Genomic DNA, 16964 nt, shown 5'->3' on the forward strand with positions numbered 1-16964 from the left:
CGTACCTTCATTTCCAGTTTTCGGTCTTGCCCGGGGCAGCGTCCGCCCCGGTGTCTTCATCCGGAAGCGAATCCAGGATTTCGCTCGTGTGTTCCCCGAGATAGGGCGGCACGCGGATCGGTGTGCTCGGTCGTCCGTCGATCTGTATGCCAAGTCCCACCTGCGGCACGACATTTCCCGACGGTGATGTTACCGCATAGAACAGGCCGCGCGCGTGAAAATCCCTGTCCGCCGTCACTTCGTCGACCCGGTTGATCGGGCCTGCGGGGATACGGTTTTCGGCAAAGGCGGCAAGCCATTCCTGCCGCGATCGGCCCAACAGCAATTTCTGAATCCGTGCGACGATGGCATTCCGGTGGTCGCGGCGGCTGGAATTGGTCGCGAACTCCGCCCGCGCGCCGTATTCGGGATCGCCCAGGGTCTTCCAGAACCTCTTCCAGATTCCGTCCGAGCCGAGCCCGAGGTTGATCGGCAGGTCGGCGGTCTCGAAGGGCTGATAGATGGCGATCACGCTGTCGGTGCCGCCGGAGCGCCGGGGGACTTCCCCGGAGCCGAGGTAGGAAGAGATCCGGCACGACAAGAAGCGGGTCATGCTCTCCGCGAGGCTGATGTCGATGATACTGCCCCCGCCACCCTTCATCCGGTCGATGAGCGCGGCCAGGGTCGCCATCGCGGCGTCCTGCCCGGCCAGCATGTCGGCGGCAGGCGCGCCGATCTTCTGGGGGGCGCCGTCACCGTCGCCGGTGATGTCCATGATGCCGGAATACCCTTCGGCGATCAGGTCGTACGAGGTCAGGTTCGCCCGCGCTCCGGTCAGCCCGAAGCCGGTGATCGAGACGAACACGATGTCTTCGCGGATTTTGCGGATCGAGTCCGCATCGAGGCCCAGCTTGCGCTGTACATCTGGCGGCTGGTTCGTCACGAAGACATCCGCCGTCCGGATCAACCGGATGAGACGCGCCTTGCCCTCGTCGTCCCCGGCATCGATGACGACGCTCTTCTTGTTGCGGTTGACCGCGCTGAACCAGAGCGCCTGCTCGTCGAGGAACGGCGGCCCCCACTTGCGGGAATCGTCGCCTTCGGGACGTTCGACCTTGATGACTTCGGCCCCGAAATCCGACAGCAGCATGGTGGCATAGGGCCCCGCGATGGAGGTCGTCACGTCGACGATCCGGACACCGGACAACATTCGGAATCCGGCGCCCATTTCGACATGCGGAAGCGCCGCATAGGGAAGGTCGGACCGCGACGGATCGGGAGTGCAGTTTGTCATCGCTCAGCTCTTTTTCTCGTTCACGGCAGGAAGTCGCAATATCCGTGCCAGTTTTGCCTGGTCCTCCCGGTTCCGGATTTGCGGCGGCGTGGCACGGCAGTTGCTGACCGCACGGGCGGGCGCGCCCCGTTTCACGGGCGACGGCACAACCGAAACGCGACCGCATCGCGATCGCGAATTTCCACCGAAAAGACACAAGAGGCACAGAATGGAAGCATTCATCTGCGACGGGGTCCGCACTCCGATTGGACGCTACGGGGGGATGCTGTCCTCGATCCGGGCCGACGACCTGGCCGCCCTCCCGATCGCGGCGTTGATGGCGCGACACCCGTCCACGGACTGGTCCGCGCTGGACGAGGTGATCTTCGGATCTGCCAACCAGGCGGGCGAGGACAACCGGAACGTCGCGCGGATGGCCGCCCTTCTGGCGGGCCTTCCGCACGGCGTGCCGGGGACGACCGTCAACCGGCTCTGCGCCTCGGGGATGGACGCGGTGGGCATGGCGGCGCGTGGCATACGCGCCGGGGACTACGATATGGTCATCGCCGGCGGTGTCGAAAGCATGAGCCGTGCGCCCTTCGTGATGCCCAAGGCCACTTCGGCCTTCAGCCGGGCAAACACGGTCTATGACACGACCATCGGCTGGCGCTTCGAGAACCCGAAGATGAAAGCGCGTTACGGCACGGATTCCATGCCGCAAACGGCGGACAATGTCGCCGGGGACTACAATATTTCCCGCGAAGATCAGGATATGTTCGCGGCACGGTCACAGGCCCGATGGGCCGAAGCGCAAGAGAAGGGTATACTCAAGGACGAGATCGTGCCGGTGTCGATCCCGCAGAAAAAGACCGATCCCATCCTGATGGACACCGACGAACATCCCCGGCCGGGAACCACCGCGGAGTCGCTGTCCCGGCTGCGCGGGGTCAACGGGCCGGATCTGAGCGTGACGGCCGGGAATGCTTCGGGCGTCAATGACGGTGCGGCGGCGCTGATCCTTGCCAACGAGGCCTCGGCCGCCGCGCAGGGTCTGACCCCGATCGCGCGCGTGGTCGCCATGGCCTCTGCCGGGGTGGAACCGCGGGTCATGGGCGTGGGGCCGGTACCGGCCACGCAAAAAGTATTGGCACGCACCGGCCTGTCGATCGGCGACATGGACGTGATCGAACTGAACGAGGCCTTTGCCTCACAGGCGCTGGCGACGCTGCGGGCGCTCGGGGTTCCCGATGACGCCGCGCATGTGAACCCGAACGGCGGTGCCATCGCGTTAGGTCATCCGCTTGGGATGTCCGGCGCGCGGCTCGTCCTGACAGCGGCCAAGCAGCTTCGGCGTACGGGGGGGCGCTATGCTCTGTGCACCATGTGCGTCGGTGTCGGGCAGGGCACCGCAATCATTCTCGAAGCGGTGTGACCTGCGCCGGACAGCCCGTTAGCGATTGAGAGCCCCCGGACCCGTCCGGGGGCTTTTTCGTACGTGGTAGAGTCGGGTGCGGGCACCCGGGTACTGGCACGGCTTTTGCAGCTTGCCTCCGGTCACACTAATGCCGGGCAAACGCTCCGGAGACTGGAGACCATCATGCAAACCGATCCCACGACACGCCGTACCATCCTCGAACCGGATCTGCCGATCATCGACGCACATCATCACCTGCGCGACCGCCTCGACAGTTACTACATGTTCGACGATTACGTGGAGGATGTGCAACGCGGCCACAATATCGTGGCCTCGGTCTATGTCGAATGCATGTCGATGATGCGCAGGGACGGACCCGAGGTCCTGCGCCCCATCGGCGAGATCGAATTCGCGAACGGCGTTGCCGCCGTCAGTGCCGCCGGCAAGTACGGGAAATGCCGGATTGCCGCCGCCATCGTCGGCTATGCGGATCTGCGCTTCGGCGATGCCGTCGGCGAGCTGCTGGACCGGGCGCTGGCAACCGCCCCCGACCGCCTGCGCGGCTTTCGACAGTGCACCCTTGAACATCCCGACCCGGATGTCTGGCGCTATGTCCCCCATCCGCCCGAGGCGGGAATCATGAGCCATCCGAAATTCCGCGACGGTGTCCGTCAGCTTTCGGCGCGTGGTCTCGTCTTCGACATGGCGGTCTTTCATCACCAGATCCCGGACGTGATCCGGCTGGCCGACGATTTCCCGGATCTGACCATCGTGCTCAACCATATCGGGCAGGTTGCGGGGACGGGCATGTCAGACTCCCGGCGCGCCGATGCCTTCGTCGAATGGCGCAGCTATATTGCCGATCTGGCGCAGCGGCCCAACGTGATCTGCAAGGTCGGCGGCATGGGGCAGCCCTATTTCGGCTTCGGCTTCGAGCTGCAGGACCGGCTGCCGACTTATCTCGAGCTCGCCGCCGCATGGCGGCCCTGGACCGAAGCGGTGATCGAAAGTTTCGGCGTCGACCGCTGCATGATGGAAAGCAACTACCCCGCAGACCGGCGCTCCTGCGATTTCGTCTCGTTGTGGAATGCCCTGAAGCATATCACGGTATCGATGACCAAGGACGAGAAGGCCGCGCTGTATCATGACAACGCGGCGCGGGTGTATCGTATCGCGGTCTGACCTGCGGCCGAGGCCGGACAGTTCGAAAGGCGCGGGCACGAGGCCCGCGCCTTGATCTCATCGAGACGGGTCGAGCGCGACCTTGAGCACCCCGTCCAGGCGCTTGTCGAAGAATTCGTAGGCCTCGGGGCCCTTCGTCAGGTCCATGGTGTGGGTGAACATGGCATCGAGCGCGGTACTGCTCATCCGACCGTTGCGCACCTGGCTGATCAGCGTCGGAATTTCGTATTGTGCCGAACAGATGCCGGGATGGATTTCGAGACTCTTCAGGATGCTGTCGCGAATCGGGAAGGGAATTTCGGGCAGTTCGCTGATGCCGACGATTCCGATGCGCCCACCCTTGGCGGCCATGGCAATGGCCAGCTTGGTGGTGACGGGGCCGCCGTTCGCGTCGATGACCACATCGGCACCATGGCCGTTCGTCATCTCGCGCACGGCTTCCACGGGGTCGGGGCCGACAACGGCCTCGGCCCCCAGTTTGACGCCGTGTTCCACGCGATCCGGGAGGAGATCGATTCCGAGAACACGGCTGGCCCCCATGGCGAGGGCACTCATCACGGCCTGGAGCCCGACGGCTCCGAGGCCGATGACGGCAACGATGTCGCCGGGCGCCACGCGCGTGCGCCGCGCGGCCATCCAGGCAGTAGAGAGGGTGTCGGTCAACATGAGTCCGACCTCTTCCGAAATGTCTTCGGGCAGGTGGTACAGGTTGAAATCGGCCATCGGGATCGCGATTCCTTCGGCCTGCGCCCCGGCGATGCCGGGCGTATTGCGGCCGAGGGCCCGGAGTTCGACCGAGTTGGAGCAGAGCTGCACATGCCCGGCGAGGCAATTGCGGCACTTGCCGCAGCCCTGCGCCGCCGGGATCAGCACCCGGTCACCGACCTTGAAATTGCGCACTTCACGGCCGACCTCGGCAATTTCACCGACCGCTTCGTGCCCGATGCAGAAGGCAGGCCGGCCCATGTCGACGTGATAGGGGTGCAGATCGCTGCCGCAGATCGCGCAGAGAGAAATCTTGACGACGGCGCCGGTCTGGTCGGCAATGGTCGCGTCGGGGACATCCTCGCAGGTGATCTTTCCGGGGCCGTGGCAAATCAGGGTTTTCATCGTTCTGTCCTCGTGTTGGTCGCGCCCGGTCCGCTGTCCGAAGCGGGTCTCGCGGACCGGTCATCACAGTGGAGAACCGCAAGAAACGTGCCATCGGACCAGCAGCGCGCGGGCTCAGGAGGCGGATGTGTGCACCGTGACGGCCCTGGCGTAGACGCGCCCGCTGGTCGGGCAGTCGAGCACATGCCGGATGCGGCCGGGATCACCTTGGGAGACGAGCCGCGCCACGTCTCCGGAGCGGCCTTCTCCGGTCAGGGAAACGTGCAACTCGGTGATCGGGGCTGGCGCCGCCCCGGCCCCGCGCGCGACGAGGATATGGGGCATCGCCTCCACCACGCAGGCACAGACCGCGTCGGAGAGGAGGACGCCGAGGTGGTCGAAGGCCGCAGGTCGCAGCACCGACAGGTGGGTGACGGTCCCGTCCGTGCCGATCTCTTCGTCATCTGCGAAGGGCGACGGCGCGGCCTCGGGCGTGTCGACGACGGGCAGGCCCGAAATGTCGTACCCCACCCGATCCAGCGCCACGGCGCAGAGGTTGCCGGTCCGGGCCTGCGACAGCAGATGCACCACATCGTCCCCGCTCCGCAGGCGCGCCGAGCCGATCCTGACCGGCTCGCCCCCGAACATCGGGGCGATGAACCGGAGTCTTCTGTGAACGTGTCTTGCCGCGACCCCGGGTGCGACCGCCTCCCGGAGCGTGTCCGACGCGTGCTGGAAGACGCGCGCGACAAAGCGTGCGTCCCAAATCCCCTCGGAGTTGATTTCCCACTTCGGAATATAGGATCGGTGGGTTTCCAGGCCGTCCGCATCTGCGGTGTCTTTCATCATGGCTGCCCTTTCCCTTCGGCGGCGAAATAGCGTTCCAGACCGGACCGCAGCGTTTCGGGTGGCGGGACGGATCTGCGCAGATTCAGATCGACGAACAGCAGCTTGTGTTCGATGCTCATGACCGGATTTCCGTTGCGCGCCTCCACGACCAGATGGCGGACGGAAAAGCTCTTGCCCTCGACCTCGGAAATCCAGGTGTGCGAGGTGAGCGGGGTGCCCGCGGTGCAGTCCGCGTGGCGGGTCAGCTTCATCTCGACCGCCATCCGGCTGATGCGCGTGCGGGCGATGAACTCGCGGGTAAAGCCGATGGCGTTCATCAGGTTGTGCATCGCGGCGGAGGAACGCGGCACGAAGTTGTCGAGCGGCATGAGCCCATGGTGGTCCATCTCGGCAACCCGCGCCACGCCGGTCGCGCAACACAGGCGCCGCACCGCCCCGTGATCCGGCATCACCGGATCGAGGGGGCCGGCCATCAGCCCGCGCGGCGATACCTTGTCCGTAAGCTCCGGCTCGGACCAGGGCGCCCCGGCGGCAGGGTCGCACCCCTCGTCGATTGCGGTCGCCAGGACGGTGTCGCCCTGCCGCATGACATGGACGATCCGGCCTTCGAGATCCCCGTCGGTCCCGACACCGGAGGTCACCGTGACCGGCGAACCGCTGAACACTTCGCGATGAAAGCGCATGTGACGGTCCCGCACCCAGCGCGCGCCGGGATTGCCGCCGGGGCTCCGGGACAGGAAGACCTCGGTCGCCGCCTGGAAGCTGCGGCCGTAGAACCTGACGTTCCAGTGGTTGTTCTGATCGCTCTCCCACTGGTTGACGGCGGTTCTGAGGGTCAGCATGGCAGGGTCCGCCGATCAGAGAGCGCGCAGGTTGCGCACCTTGGAGGGCACCATGTTGTACTGGCGCCCGCCGTCGACCAGCAGGTCGGCGCCCGAGATGAAGGACCCGGCGGGCGAAGCAAAGAAAGCCACCGCCTCGGCGATGTCTCCCAGTTCGCCGACACGGCCAAGCGCGGTACGCTCGAGTTCCTGTTCGAACCGCTCCGGATTTTCCGCCATCTTGTTGATGCCCCCGGTTCCGCCGATCGGGCCGGGAGCGATGTTGTTGACATGGATATTGTAGCGTCCCCATTCGACCGCGAGAGTATGTGCCATGGAAATCAACCCGGCCTTGGCCGCCGCCGCATTGACCGATCCCGGCCAGCTTTGCCATGCGAAGGGGGACACGATGTTGATGATCCGACCGCCGTCCTGCGCCTGCGACAGCGGCTTGAACGCGGCCTTGCAGCAGGCCCATGCTCCGTTCAGATTGATATCGATCAGCACTTTCCAGCCGTTTTCCGACAGCTCTTCGGCGGGGGCGTGGAACAGACCTGCGGCGCAGTTCACCAGGATGTCGAGCGATCCCATCCGCTCGACCGTCTGGTCCACGGCGGCCTGAACGGCGTCGAAGTCGCGAATGTCGACGGCGACATACATGACGTCGATGCCGTCCGCTTCGAGGTTCTTAGCGGCCTCGATCAGCACGTCTTCCTTGCGGCTGATGATGCAGACCGTCGCGCCGAGCAGCCCGAGCGTCCGGGCGATGCCGAAGCCGATGCCGGTGCCGCCTCCGGTCACGAAGGCGGTCTTGCCGCGCAGCATTCCGGATGCGTAGGTTTCGAGGGGGCTGCGGGGATTTTGCGGAGCGGTGTCGACCATGAACTTGTCCTTGCTGTCTTGTCAGGCGCGTCGGAACTGCGGCAGCACGTTGCCGTCCGCGTCTTCTTCGAAATCGACCGTCACGGCATCGCCGATGGCGACGTCGAGCGCGTCCTCCCCGATCACCCCGGCCATCAGGCGCGGGCCTTCTTCGAGCAGGATCGCGGCGACGGGGTAAGGGACCTTGTCGCGAAAGGCGGCCAGCGGCGCGCGGCGGACGATGGTGTAGCTCTCGACCCTGCCGCGTCCGGAGCACTCGACCATGACCAGGTCGGCTTCCCAGCATTTGATGCAGTGATGACGCGGCGGAAATTGCACGCTGTCACAGCGATTGCATTTCTGGATCAGAAGCTTGTGCTGGCGCGCGCCTTCCCAGAAGGCCTTGTTGTCGCCGTTCACCAGCTTGCCGGAAGTGTCCATTCACCTGTCCTCCTTTTTCGATGGGCGGCGGAAGGCCGCATAGTCGGGGCGGCGCTTTTCGAGAAAGGCGCTCGTGCCCTCGCGTTGCTCGGTCTCGCGATAATCGTCCGGCACGATCCAGCGGCGCAGAAAATCGCCCTGGCCCAGCAGGTCGTTGAATTCCTCGATGAAACTGGCCTTGTAGAGCTTGAGGCAGGTGGGCGCGACGGCAAGAAGCTCGTCGCACCACTTGCGGACCTCCGCGTCCAGATCGGCCAGAGGGACCACCTCGTTGACGAGGCCCCAGTCCTTCATGGTCCGGGCGTCGTATTTGCGACCCATCATCCACATCTCTCTCGCGCGCTTGTGCCCGATAAGTCGCGCGAGGTAACCCAGCGTGGCGCCGCTTTGCGGGAACGCGACGCGCGGCTCGCTCTGGCCGAAAACCGCGTGATCGGCGGCGATGGTGAGGTCGCAGAAATAGGCGAAATGGTTTCCCCCGCCGATGGCATAGCCGTTGACCCGCGCGATGACCGGCTTGGGGCAGCGCAGGAACATCATGTAAGGCGGCGCGAAGACGTCCGGGCCGGTGGTGCCCATCTTGCCCTCGCGCTGCCAGGACACGTCGGCCCCGGTGCAGAACGCCTTGTCGCCCGCGCCGGTCAGCACGACGACGCCGACCTCGGGGTCATTGCCCGCCATGTGCAGTGCGGTCTCGATCTCGCGCAGGGTATCGGCGGTGACGGAGTTGAGCTTGGCCGGACGATTGATCGTGACCGTCGCGACGCTGTCCGTGATGTCATAGAGAATGTCGGAAAAAGCCATCTGGACCCTTGTGCGGTGAGGTCTCGGGTGAAGCCGGGCGGAAGCCGCCATACCTGATGTCAGTGCGAGGCAATGCCCGCAGTCTGTCCGCCGTCGACGGGCAAGGCAACGCCGGTGATGAAACTGGCATCGTCCGAAAGAAGAAACGCGATCGCCGCCGCAACCTCCTCCGGCTGACCTTCGCGCTGGAGCGGATGCGAGGCCCGGATGCGCGCGGCGTTTTCGGGGTCCTCGAACATCACCTTGGTGAACGGCGTGTAGATCATCCCCGGCACCAGGCAGTTGACCCGGATACCGAGCGGCCCGAGTTCGATCGCCATGGTGGTGGTCAGGCCGACGACACCGTATTTCGACGCGGCATAGGGCAGGCGGAAAGGAACGCCCCGTATGCCCGCCGCCGAAGAGATCAGAACGATCGAACCCGGCAGGCCATGCTCCTTGGCCGCGCGGGAGTAGGCCTGCGAGATGTTGAAGCTGCCTTCGAGATTGACCTTGAGCACCTTGTCCCAGACTGCCGGATCGGTGTCGAGAATACCGCCGACCCCCCGGATACCCGCCGTGCAGACCATGCCGTCCACCTTGCCGAAGCGGGCAAAGGCGTCGCCGACGAAGGCGGCGACGGCATCGCGGTCCGTGACGTCGAGCGCGGCGCTGTAGACGCGGGAGCTGTCCCCGAGCGTGGCGATGACCTCGTCGACGCCGTCCTTGCGGGCATCGGCGGCCGCGATGGTCGCGCCCTCTTCGTGGAGCCGGCGCAGCGTCGCCGCTCCGATACCGCTGCCGGCTCCGACGAGAAGGAAGGTCTTGTTGGCAAATCGTGTCATGGTTCTCTCTCAGGACCTTTGTACGGTGTCTTGCTGGTCAGACACGCAAACCACATGCCACGCCGACCTGTCCGGCGGGCGGCGTCGTCAGTTCATGCCGTAGGTTGCGGCATCCACCGTGTCGATGAGGTGGGTCTTGATCATTGCGGTCAACGCGTCTTCGTCGTTGCGGTCCTCGAGCGCGGCCACGATCGGGCGCCACTTGTCGAGGTATTTCCGGAAGGTCGTAAACAGGGCCTCGGGATCGTCGATGCCGTGCGTTTCGCGCGCCACCTTGTCCATTCCGCCGACACCATCGGCCACCCACGCGGCGATCGCTTCGGTGATGGTGCTGTCGGGTTCGGTGATGACGATGCCCCCGGCCTCGGCCATGTCGAGGGCGCGCTGTTGCGGTTCGAGATAGCCGATTTCCATGCGCGCCATGGTGCGGGCCGCGACGTCGAGAAGCGTCTGGCGTTCCTCCGTCGTCAGGCCCTGCCAGAAGTCCGCGTCATAGGCGTGGGCCGGAGAAGCGAAGTTCGGCGCGATGTTCATCAGAAGGACACTTTTGGACACTTCGGCAAGGCTGCCATCCATGTTCAGCCAGGAGGGGTGGATCGTTGCGCAGTCGATCTGCCCGCTTTGCAGGGCCTGGTAGATCTCGGGCGCGGGCACGTTGACCGGCACGACGCCCAGGTGCTCGCCGAGCTGCGACACGAAGCTTCCCGGAAAGCGCACCCGCTTGCCCTTGAGATCCCCGAGCGAGGTCAAGGGCTCCGTGTTGCAGATGAAGACGGAGGGTGCGGTGCCGAAGCCGCCGACCGGAATGATGCCGTTGTGGCGGTAGTCGTTGAAGCCGATCTCCTCGTGCATCAGGAAGTCGGCGAAGGACATGCCGAGGACGATTGGATCGGTTTCGACAAAGGCCATCCCGGTGAGGGCGTTGGACACCGGAAGCTCGGACGGTGTGTAGCCGCTGTAGACAAAGCCCAGTTGCGCCACGCCGTCCGCGATGCCTTGCATCGTGGATTTCGCCGGCAGCAGCGCGCCGCCGGTGAAGACCTCGAAGGAGATGTCGCCGTCGCTGACGCTGCGCACCTCATCGGCGAACCAGATCAGCCCTTCCTTGGTGTGGGTGTCGGACTGCGAGATGAAGGTCGATATCCGGTAGTCCTCGGCGTGCAGGGCAGATGCCCCGATGACCGCGGTAAGAAGTGTGGGAAGGCCGAAATTTGCGAATGCCATGGGCACTCCTTTCTGAGTTCCGAAAATGGCGCAAAAAATTGCATTCACCGATCAAGCGCCCCGCCCCTGGGCCGATCCGAGAGGCCGGGGGGCGGGGGGGCCGTACACCACGGTGCCGGAGGCAGCTCAGCCCAGTCGCATGCAGACAGACTTGGTCTGCGTGAAGGCTTCGATGGATTCCGCTCCCAGTTCTCGCCCGAAGCCCGATTGCTTGTATCCGCCCATCGGCATGACCTGGTCGGCCTCGGCATAGGTGTTGACCCAGACGCGACCGGACTTGAGGCCGCGCGCCACCCGGTGCGCCCGGCTGACATCGGGGGTCCAGACGGCGGCAGCGAGTCCGTAAATGGTATCGTTCCCCTGCCGGATCGCATCCTCCTCGTCCTTGAAGGGGATCACCGACAGGACCGGGCCGAAGATCTCTTCTCGGGCGATGGTCATCTGGTTGGTGACATTGGCGAACACCGTCGGCTGCACGAAATGACCGACATCGCCGATCCGGGCACCGCCTAGTCCGACGCTTGCACCCTCCTTCTTGCCGATGTCGACATAGGACAGCACGGTCTTGAGCTGCCCGGCAGAGATCAGCGGACCCATCCGGGTGTCGGCCTCGAGCGGGCTGCCGACCTTGTAGGCCCCGATCAGGCCCGAGACCCGCTCGGCCACCTCGTCATGCAGGCTTTCGTGAACGAACAGGCGCGTGCCGGAAGAGCAGATTTGCCCCGAGTTGCGGCAGCAGGTCGCCGCTGCGGCTTCAAGCGCTGCATCGAGGTCCGCGTCTTCGAAGACGATGTTCGGGGACTTTCCACCAAGCTCGAGCGTCACCTTTTTGAAGTTGCCGGTCGAGGCGGACAGGATCTGGCGTCCGACCTCGGTGGAGCCGGTGAAGGACAGCTTGTCGATACCGGGATGCTCGGCCATTGCGGCCCCGGCGACGGACCCGCGACCGACGATGATGTTGACGACACCCGGAGGCATGCCGGCCTCTTCCATCAGTTCGGCCAGCCTCAGCGTGCTGAGCGAGGTCATTTCCGCGGGCTTCATGATCAGTGCGTTGCCGCAGGCCAGCGCGGTCGCCATCTTGATTGCGGCGGTCGTGAAAGGAGCGTTCCAGGCGTTGATGAGCCCGCAGACCCCCATCGGCTCGCGCAGTGCAAAGATGAAACGTGCCGGATCGGTGGGGTTCGTGGTGCCGTGGATCTTGGTCGGCCATCCGGCATAGTAGCGGAAGCACTGCACCGCATTGGCGATGGCGCCGGTGGTCGCGCTCAGCGGCGCGCCCATGTCGAGCGTTTCGAGCACCGCGAGTTGGGGCGCGTTCTTCTCGACCAGATCGGCAATCTTCAGCAGCAGGTTGGTGCGCCAGTGCGGCGAGGCATTGAACCACGAGGGATGTTCGAACGCCTTGCGGGCCGCAGCGACGGCGAGGTCGACATCGGCGGCATCGCCGAGGGCAATATCCGCCAGCGGCTTCTCGGTCGCGGGATTGAACGACGTGGTCGTTTTGCCCGAAAGCGATTCGACCCACTTGCCGCCGATGAACAGCTTCTTGGGGCCCGCCTTGAGCCAGGCGATAGCCTCGGAATAGCCCGAGATGGCAAGCAGGTCGGCTTCTGTGTGGGTTGTGATCTGGTTCATGGGACTGACTTCCTGACGTCTGGAGCGGTTGAGGGGTTGTGGCTGCCGGGGCCGGACGGGAGGTCCGGTGCAAATTCCGTGCCAGAGCCGATGCGCCTTGGACCTCGCCGCTGCGGTGGGCTGGCACGGATCTTGCGCCCTGCGGTCGCTGACATGCTCGTCCAACGGCGCGGGCGCACCCCGCCGCAACAGGCCGGGGGAAGACACGGAACAGGCTTTCAAGAGGACGACGAATGACATCTCACACGCGCAAGATCGCCCGGTTCGCGGCAAATCTGAAATTGTCCGACGTACCGGACGAGGTGGTTGCCCGCGCCAAGGCGCTTGTCCTCGACGGGCTCGGCTGCGGGCTGTTCGCCGCCGGGAAGCAATGGACCGAAATTGTCGCGAAGATCGTTCATCAGCTCGAACCCGGCGGCGGCGTGGCGTCGGTCTGGGGGCGGGGCGAGACCGCCTCGGCCGTCCATGCGGCGCTGGTCAACGGGACGATGGTTCAGGGCTACGAGATCGACGATGCCAACCAGGCTTGCTTCCATGCCTGCGCCATCGTGCTTCCGGCGGCCTTTGCCGCTGCCGAACATGTCGGAGCCGACACGGTGAGCGGCGAAACCCTCCTGACCGCGATCATTGCGGGGTTCGAGGTCGGACCCCGCGTCGGTCTGTGCATGAACGGCGACCGGATGATCGTGAAGGGCTGGCACGCGCCGGGGATCTTCGGTCCGTTCTCCGCCGCCTTGTCCGCCGGTATCATCCTGGGGCTGGACGAAGAGCAGCTCTACCACGCCCTCGGGATCGCCGGCACGCAGGCCTCGGGCCTCATGGCGGCTCAGTTCGGTTCGATGGTGAAGCGGATGCAATGTGCCAAGAACGCCCAGAGCGGGCTTTATGCCGCGTTGCTGGCGGCCGAAGGCTTCACCGGCATCGAGGACGTGTTCGAGCAGGAATACGGCGGCTATTGCACCACTTTCACCCAGACCAAGGATGAATTCGACCTGAGCGAACTCAGCAAAGGTCTGGGCACCGCCTGGGAGACGATGCGGATCGACCTGAAGCGCCACGCCTCGCTGGGCACCAACTTTGCCTCGATGGACGCGGTCGAGGCGCTGATGGTCGAGGAGGGGTTGAAGCCGAAGGACGTGGAAGAGATCGTCGTGCACGCCACGCAGGCCACCGTCAGCCATGGCGCGTGGGAATATGTGCCGACGGGGCTGACCTCGGCGCAGATGAACATGGGTTTCGGCATCGCCATGATGCTGATCGAGGGGAGGGCTTTTGTCGACGAGATGGTCGATGCGAATATCGCGCGCCCCGACCTGGTCGAACTGGCGAACCGCGTGCGGGCCGAACGCGACGAGGCGCGCGAGAAGATGGCGCCGCAGTACCACAGGGGAAGCAGGGTGGACGTGACGCTCAAGGACGGCCGGACGCTGCACAAGAACGTGGATTTCTTCGTCGGCAGCCATCACCGCCCGATGACCGAAGAACAGGTGATCGCCAAGTTCCGCAACCTTGCCGAACGCTCTGTCTCCGTTGCGGACATGGACCGGATCGAGGACATCGTCTTCAACCTGGAAAAGCAGTCCGAACTGACGACTCTGAGCGCGATCCTGCGTGGCAAGGGCAGTTCGGCGGTCTGAAACCCGGCGCCGGGGCGGTCTGCCGGACCGCCCGGCGTCCCCTGCAAAAAATGGCTCCCTGCCTGCGCATTCGGACTTGTCCGGAACACGCAGGCAGGGAGCCAGTACAGGGAGAGGTCACATCCGGTCGGAGCGGCCGCCGTCGACGTGGATCGTGTGGCCGGTCACGAAATCGGAATCTTCCGAGCACAGGAACGACACTACGCCCGCCAGTTCCTTGAGGTTTCCGGGGCGCTTGAGCACGGCCATTTCGGTGCGGGCCCTGATGTGGTCGGCCACCTGCTCGGGCGAGCGCGTGGCACCCGTCATCGGGGTCAGGAAGAAGCCCGGAGCGATGCAGTTCACGTTGATATTGTCCGGACCCAGTTCGCGGGCAAGCGTCTTGGTCAGCTGAATGACCCCCGCCTTGGCCGAGGCATAGGCGGCGCTGCCTCCCGGAGAGCCGGCGGTATGGTGCGGCGAGGTCCCGGTGCCTAGGCTGGACGAGATGTTGACGATCTTGCCGCCTTTCTGCGCGACCATGTACCTGGCGACAGCCTGCGAACAGTAGAACACCGCCTTGAGATCCAGGTTGACGACCGGGTCCCAAGCGCTGTCGTCCGCCTCGTAGAAGGGCGTGTAACGGGTGATGCCGGCGTTGTTGATCAGCACGTCGATATGGCCGAATTTCTCGTTCACGGAAGCGGCGAACGCCAGCACCGCGTCGCGCTGCGTGATGTCGAGCCGGTAGCCGGTCGCGTTCTCGCCATCGGCGTTGAACTTGGCCAGCGTCGCGTCGATGTTGGCCTGATTGATGTCCGCTATGACGACATGCATCCCGTTGCGGATCAATCGTTCCGAGATCGCCTGACCGATGCCGGAGCCTCCGCCGGTTACGATTGCGACTTTCTTGTCCATTTTGTCTTCCTCAGGTCAGTCCGTCCGGCGGTTCCGGACGTGCGGGTTGGGCTAAATCTTGTAGAAGGATGCGGCATTGCCCGCGAAGATCGCGGCCAACTCGTCCTGCGACAGGTCGGAAAGCGCTTTCTTGTAGGCATTGACCAGCACCGCGTAGGGCGCGGCGTCCCGGTCCACCGGGAAATTGCTGGCAAAGATCGCGCGGTCGGTGCCAAACAGATCGACGCAGGTCCGCAGGTAGGGCTTCCACAGGGCGGCGAGCCGGTCGGAGAGCGGGGCCTTTCCCGGTTCCGGGTGGGCAAGGCCGGTGCGATGCATGCCGAGGCCGCTCAGCTTGATCCGCACGTTGGGCAGCTCCGCGATCCGGGCCATCTGGTCCGCCCAGGCGGCAAACACCTCGTCGCGCCGCCCGGCATAGGGGCCGACCCCCAGCGGGCCGCCGCAATGGTTCAGCAGGATCGGCACATCCGGGCAGGTGCGCAGGAACGCCACCGCATCTGCAAGCTGGCTGTGGTAGACCCAGAGGTCGATCACCAACCCGGCCTCGGCCACCGCCTTCGCCCCGGCGAGGAAGGCTGGATCGGCCATCACGTTGCCCTGCGCATAGCGCGGGATATTCGGGTAGCCGATCGCCGGGTCGGGATGCCAGGCGATGAAGGACCGGACTCCGCGGAACCGCCCCTCACCGGCCTGCTTGTGCGCGTCGAGCACGGGAGCAAGCCTCTCTCCCAGCCGAAGGTCGCCGAAGCCGACGATTCCGGCGGCAAGATCGTGGTCCCCGGTGTCCGCTGCCCTGATCTGCTCGACGACAAAGGCGGTTTCGCCGACGCAACGGAACTCCGGACGCGGATCGTCCGAATAGGCCATGCCGCATTCGACATGCACGCTTGCAACGACGTTGTGACCCGACCGGAAATCGGCCATCAGCTCCGGCACGAAATAGTCGTAGCCCCGGATGTTCCACAGGTGGACATGCGGGTCGATGATGGGCAGGCCGGGAAGAACGATGGGCTCGGCCAGCGGGGCGGCGTTTTCGGCGCTGCTCATGCGCGGTTTCCCTTGGCGTCCGGTCCCGGGCGCGGGGCGCGGTCACATCCGGTCAAAGCGCCCTCCGTCCACGCAAAGAGTTTGCCCGGTCACGTAGCTGGAATCGTCCGAGGCAAAGAACAGCACCGGCGTCGCGACCTCGTCCAGCGTACCGATGCGCTGAAGCACCAGGGTCTGTTTACGCCGTTCGAGATGCGCGGCCAGTTCCTCGGGGGTGCGGGTCGAGGTCGAGATGGCGGTCGGGAAGGTGCCCGGCGCCACGGCGTTGACGGTGATGCCGTTCGGCCCGAGTTCTCGCGCCAGCGTTTTGGTCAGCATGTTCACCGCGGCCTTGGCGGCGGCATAGGGGGCCGTCGCGCCCGGCGATCCGGCCGAGGCGCCGGGGGTCGAGCCTGTGCCCGCGGCGGAGGAGATATTGACGATGCGTCCGTAATTCTGCTTGCGCATGTAGGGCGCCGCCGCTTGCGCGCAGAAGAACACGCCCTTGAGATCGATGTTCAGCACCATATCCCAGTCCTCGCCGGTGGTGGTGTCGAAGGGGCGGTAGCGGGTGATGCCCGCATTGTTGATCAGGATGTCGATCCGTCCGAATTCCTCGGCGACGGAGGCCATAAGCGCCTTGACCTCGTCCTGGCTGGAGACGTCGACCCGGTAGCCCGCCGCGCGGCCTCCGGCGGCCTTGATCTCGGCAACGGTGCTGTCGATGCGCTCCTGATTCATGGCGACGACCGCGATGATCGCGCCTTCCTCGGCGAAACGGTCGGCAATCGCGCGACCGATGCCGGAGTTCGCTCCGGTCACGACGGCAACTTTGTCTTTCAAACGCATGTGGTCCTCCTCCTGCCGCTCGGTGCCTGACATTCCCTGCTCCGACACCCGCGCGCTTCCGTGATGAAGATACCGCAATCGACGTGCCAGACGCCGGCAGGGCGGCGGCTCATCGTTCCGGGCCCCCGCAGCGCGCGGAAGACACCTGCGGCACGG

The 16964-nt window shown here is 65.1% G+C and carries 16 protein-coding genes; 3 read left to right on the plus strand and 13 right to left on the minus strand.

The features are described 5' to 3' along the window. Nucleotides 1-7: 7 nt before the first annotated feature. Nucleotides 8-1273: a CaiB/BaiF CoA transferase family protein gene (locus tag ACN0RJ_RS18355; protein ID WP_417725185.1), complete on the minus strand. Its 1266-nt coding sequence runs from the start codon at nucleotides 1271-1273 to the stop codon at nucleotides 8-10. A 208-nt stretch (nucleotides 1274-1481) separates the two neighbouring features. Here ACN0RJ_RS18355 and pcaF point away from each other — a divergent pair, with 208 nt between their 5' ends. Both pcaF and ACN0RJ_RS18365 read left to right on the plus strand, forming a co-directional pair. Then, complete coding sequence (pcaF, locus tag ACN0RJ_RS18360; protein ID WP_417725186.1) at nucleotides 1482-2684, plus strand: 3-oxoadipyl-CoA thiolase; 1203 nt, start codon at nucleotides 1482-1484, stop codon at nucleotides 2682-2684. 165 nt (nucleotides 2685-2849) lie between these two features. Further along, entirely contained in the window at nucleotides 2850-3848 is a 999-nt protein-coding gene (locus ACN0RJ_RS18365; RefSeq protein WP_417725187.1) for an amidohydrolase family protein, read from the plus strand. Nucleotides 3849-3905: 57 nt separating this feature from the next. On the opposite strand, the gene ACN0RJ_RS18370 is transcribed toward ACN0RJ_RS18365, so the two are convergent. From ACN0RJ_RS18370 to ACN0RJ_RS18410, 9 genes are all read right to left on the minus strand, one after another. Beyond that, nucleotides 3906-4958 carry a zinc-binding dehydrogenase gene (locus ACN0RJ_RS18370; protein WP_417725188.1) on the minus strand — a complete coding sequence of 351 codons (1053 nt, stop codon included), beginning with the start codon at nucleotides 4956-4958 and terminating at the stop codon, nucleotides 3906-3908. A gap of 114 nt (nucleotides 4959-5072) precedes the next feature. Further along, on the minus strand, nucleotides 5073-5786 hold the full coding sequence (locus tag ACN0RJ_RS18375; protein WP_417725189.1) for a hypothetical protein: 714 nt from the start codon (nucleotides 5784-5786) through the stop codon (nucleotides 5073-5075). After that, nucleotides 5783-6628, minus strand: a complete 846-nt coding sequence (locus ACN0RJ_RS18380; RefSeq protein ID WP_417725190.1) for a thioesterase family protein — start codon at nucleotides 6626-6628, stop codon at nucleotides 5783-5785. Before ACN0RJ_RS18380 ends, ACN0RJ_RS18375 begins: the two co-directional genes overlap by 4 nt. Before the next feature lie 15 nt (nucleotides 6629-6643). Next, entirely contained in the window at nucleotides 6644-7489 is an 846-nt protein-coding gene (locus ACN0RJ_RS18385) for an SDR family oxidoreductase (protein WP_417725191.1), read from the minus strand. Between the two features lie 21 nt (nucleotides 7490-7510). Next, nucleotides 7511-7909, minus strand: coding sequence for a Zn-ribbon domain-containing OB-fold protein (locus ACN0RJ_RS18390; protein ID WP_417725192.1), 399 nt, complete (start codon nucleotides 7907-7909; stop codon nucleotides 7511-7513). Next, entirely contained in the window at nucleotides 7910-8713 is an 804-nt protein-coding gene (locus tag ACN0RJ_RS18395) for an enoyl-CoA hydratase-related protein (protein ID WP_417725193.1), read from the minus strand. A 59-nt stretch (nucleotides 8714-8772) separates the two neighbouring features. Further along, complete coding sequence (locus ACN0RJ_RS18400) at nucleotides 8773-9537, minus strand: SDR family NAD(P)-dependent oxidoreductase (RefSeq protein ID WP_417725194.1); 765 nt, start codon at nucleotides 9535-9537, stop codon at nucleotides 8773-8775. 87 nt (nucleotides 9538-9624) lie between these two features. Next, complete coding sequence (locus tag ACN0RJ_RS18405; RefSeq protein WP_417725195.1) at nucleotides 9625-10761, minus strand: C4-dicarboxylate TRAP transporter substrate-binding protein; 1137 nt, start codon at nucleotides 10759-10761, stop codon at nucleotides 9625-9627. 126 nt (nucleotides 10762-10887) lie between these two features. Continuing rightward, nucleotides 10888-12399 carry an aldehyde dehydrogenase family protein gene (locus ACN0RJ_RS18410; protein WP_417725196.1) on the minus strand — a complete coding sequence of 504 codons (1512 nt, stop codon included), beginning with the start codon at nucleotides 12397-12399 and terminating at the stop codon, nucleotides 10888-10890. A 233-nt stretch (nucleotides 12400-12632) separates the two neighbouring features. On the opposite strand from ACN0RJ_RS18410, the gene ACN0RJ_RS18415 reads away from it, so the two are divergent. Further along, complete coding sequence (locus ACN0RJ_RS18415; protein WP_417725197.1) at nucleotides 12633-14036, plus strand: MmgE/PrpD family protein; 1404 nt, start codon at nucleotides 12633-12635, stop codon at nucleotides 14034-14036. A gap of 117 nt (nucleotides 14037-14153) precedes the next feature. On the opposite strand, the gene ACN0RJ_RS18420 is transcribed toward ACN0RJ_RS18415, so the two are convergent. From ACN0RJ_RS18420 to ACN0RJ_RS18430, 3 genes are read right to left on the minus strand one after another with little or no spacing between them, the layout of a single operon-like run. Further along, complete coding sequence (locus tag ACN0RJ_RS18420) at nucleotides 14154-14933, minus strand: SDR family NAD(P)-dependent oxidoreductase (RefSeq protein WP_417725198.1); 780 nt, start codon at nucleotides 14931-14933, stop codon at nucleotides 14154-14156. A 51-nt stretch (nucleotides 14934-14984) separates the two neighbouring features. After that, nucleotides 14985-15980, minus strand: coding sequence for an amidohydrolase family protein (locus tag ACN0RJ_RS18425; RefSeq protein WP_417725199.1), 996 nt, complete (start codon nucleotides 15978-15980; stop codon nucleotides 14985-14987). A gap of 42 nt (nucleotides 15981-16022) precedes the next feature. Further along, nucleotides 16023-16808 (minus strand): SDR family NAD(P)-dependent oxidoreductase, encoded by a 786-nt coding sequence (locus ACN0RJ_RS18430; protein ID WP_417725200.1) that lies wholly within the window; start codon nucleotides 16806-16808, stop codon nucleotides 16023-16025. Nucleotides 16809-16964: the final 156 nt, after the last annotated feature.

Source organism: Salipiger sp. (assembly GCF_048261495.1).
GTDB lineage: Bacteria > Pseudomonadota > Alphaproteobacteria > Rhodobacterales > Rhodobacteraceae > Salipiger.

Excerpts from the sequence above, each read along its gene's own strand:
- ACN0RJ_RS18390 (WP_417725192.1), bottom strand. The coding sequence starts at position 7,909 with ATGGACACTTCCGGCAAGCTGGTGAACGGCGACAACAAGGCCTTCTGG.
- ACN0RJ_RS18370 (WP_417725188.1), bottom strand. The coding sequence starts at position 4,958 with ATGAAAACCCTGATTTGCCACGGCCCCGGAAAGATCACCTGCGAGGAT.
- ACN0RJ_RS18415 (WP_417725197.1), top strand. The coding sequence starts at position 12,633 with ATGACATCTCACACGCGCAAGATCGCCCGGTTCGCGGCAAATCTGAAA.
- ACN0RJ_RS18355 (WP_417725185.1), bottom strand. The coding sequence starts at position 1,273 with ATGACAAACTGCACTCCCGATCCGTCGCGGTCCGACCTTCCCTATGCG.
- ACN0RJ_RS18375 (WP_417725189.1), bottom strand. The coding sequence starts at position 5,786 with ATGATGAAAGACACCGCAGATGCGGACGGCCTGGAAACCCACCGATCC.
- ACN0RJ_RS18365 (WP_417725187.1), top strand. The coding sequence starts at position 2,850 with ATGCAAACCGATCCCACGACACGCCGTACCATCCTCGAACCGGATCTG.
- ACN0RJ_RS18400 (WP_417725194.1), bottom strand. The coding sequence starts at position 9,537 with ATGACACGATTTGCCAACAAGACCTTCCTTCTCGTCGGAGCCGGCAGC.
- ACN0RJ_RS18395 (WP_417725193.1), bottom strand. The coding sequence starts at position 8,713 with ATGGCTTTTTCCGACATTCTCTATGACATCACGGACAGCGTCGCGACG.
- ACN0RJ_RS18380 (WP_417725190.1), bottom strand. The coding sequence starts at position 6,628 with ATGCTGACCCTCAGAACCGCCGTCAACCAGTGGGAGAGCGATCAGAAC.
- ACN0RJ_RS18405 (WP_417725195.1), bottom strand. The coding sequence starts at position 10,761 with ATGGCATTCGCAAATTTCGGCCTTCCCACACTTCTTACCGCGGTCATC.
- ACN0RJ_RS18430 (WP_417725200.1), bottom strand. The coding sequence starts at position 16,808 with ATGCGTTTGAAAGACAAAGTTGCCGTCGTGACCGGAGCGAACTCCGGC.
- ACN0RJ_RS18420 (WP_417725198.1), bottom strand. The coding sequence starts at position 14,933 with ATGGACAAGAAAGTCGCAATCGTAACCGGCGGAGGCTCCGGCATCGGT.
- pcaF (WP_417725186.1), top strand. The coding sequence starts at position 1,482 with ATGGAAGCATTCATCTGCGACGGGGTCCGCACTCCGATTGGACGCTAC.
- ACN0RJ_RS18385 (WP_417725191.1), bottom strand. The coding sequence starts at position 7,489 with ATGGTCGACACCGCTCCGCAAAATCCCCGCAGCCCCCTCGAAACCTAC.
- ACN0RJ_RS18425 (WP_417725199.1), bottom strand. The coding sequence starts at position 15,980 with ATGAGCAGCGCCGAAAACGCCGCCCCGCTGGCCGAGCCCATCGTTCTT.
- ACN0RJ_RS18410 (WP_417725196.1), bottom strand. The coding sequence starts at position 12,399 with ATGAACCAGATCACAACCCACACAGAAGCCGACCTGCTTGCCATCTCG.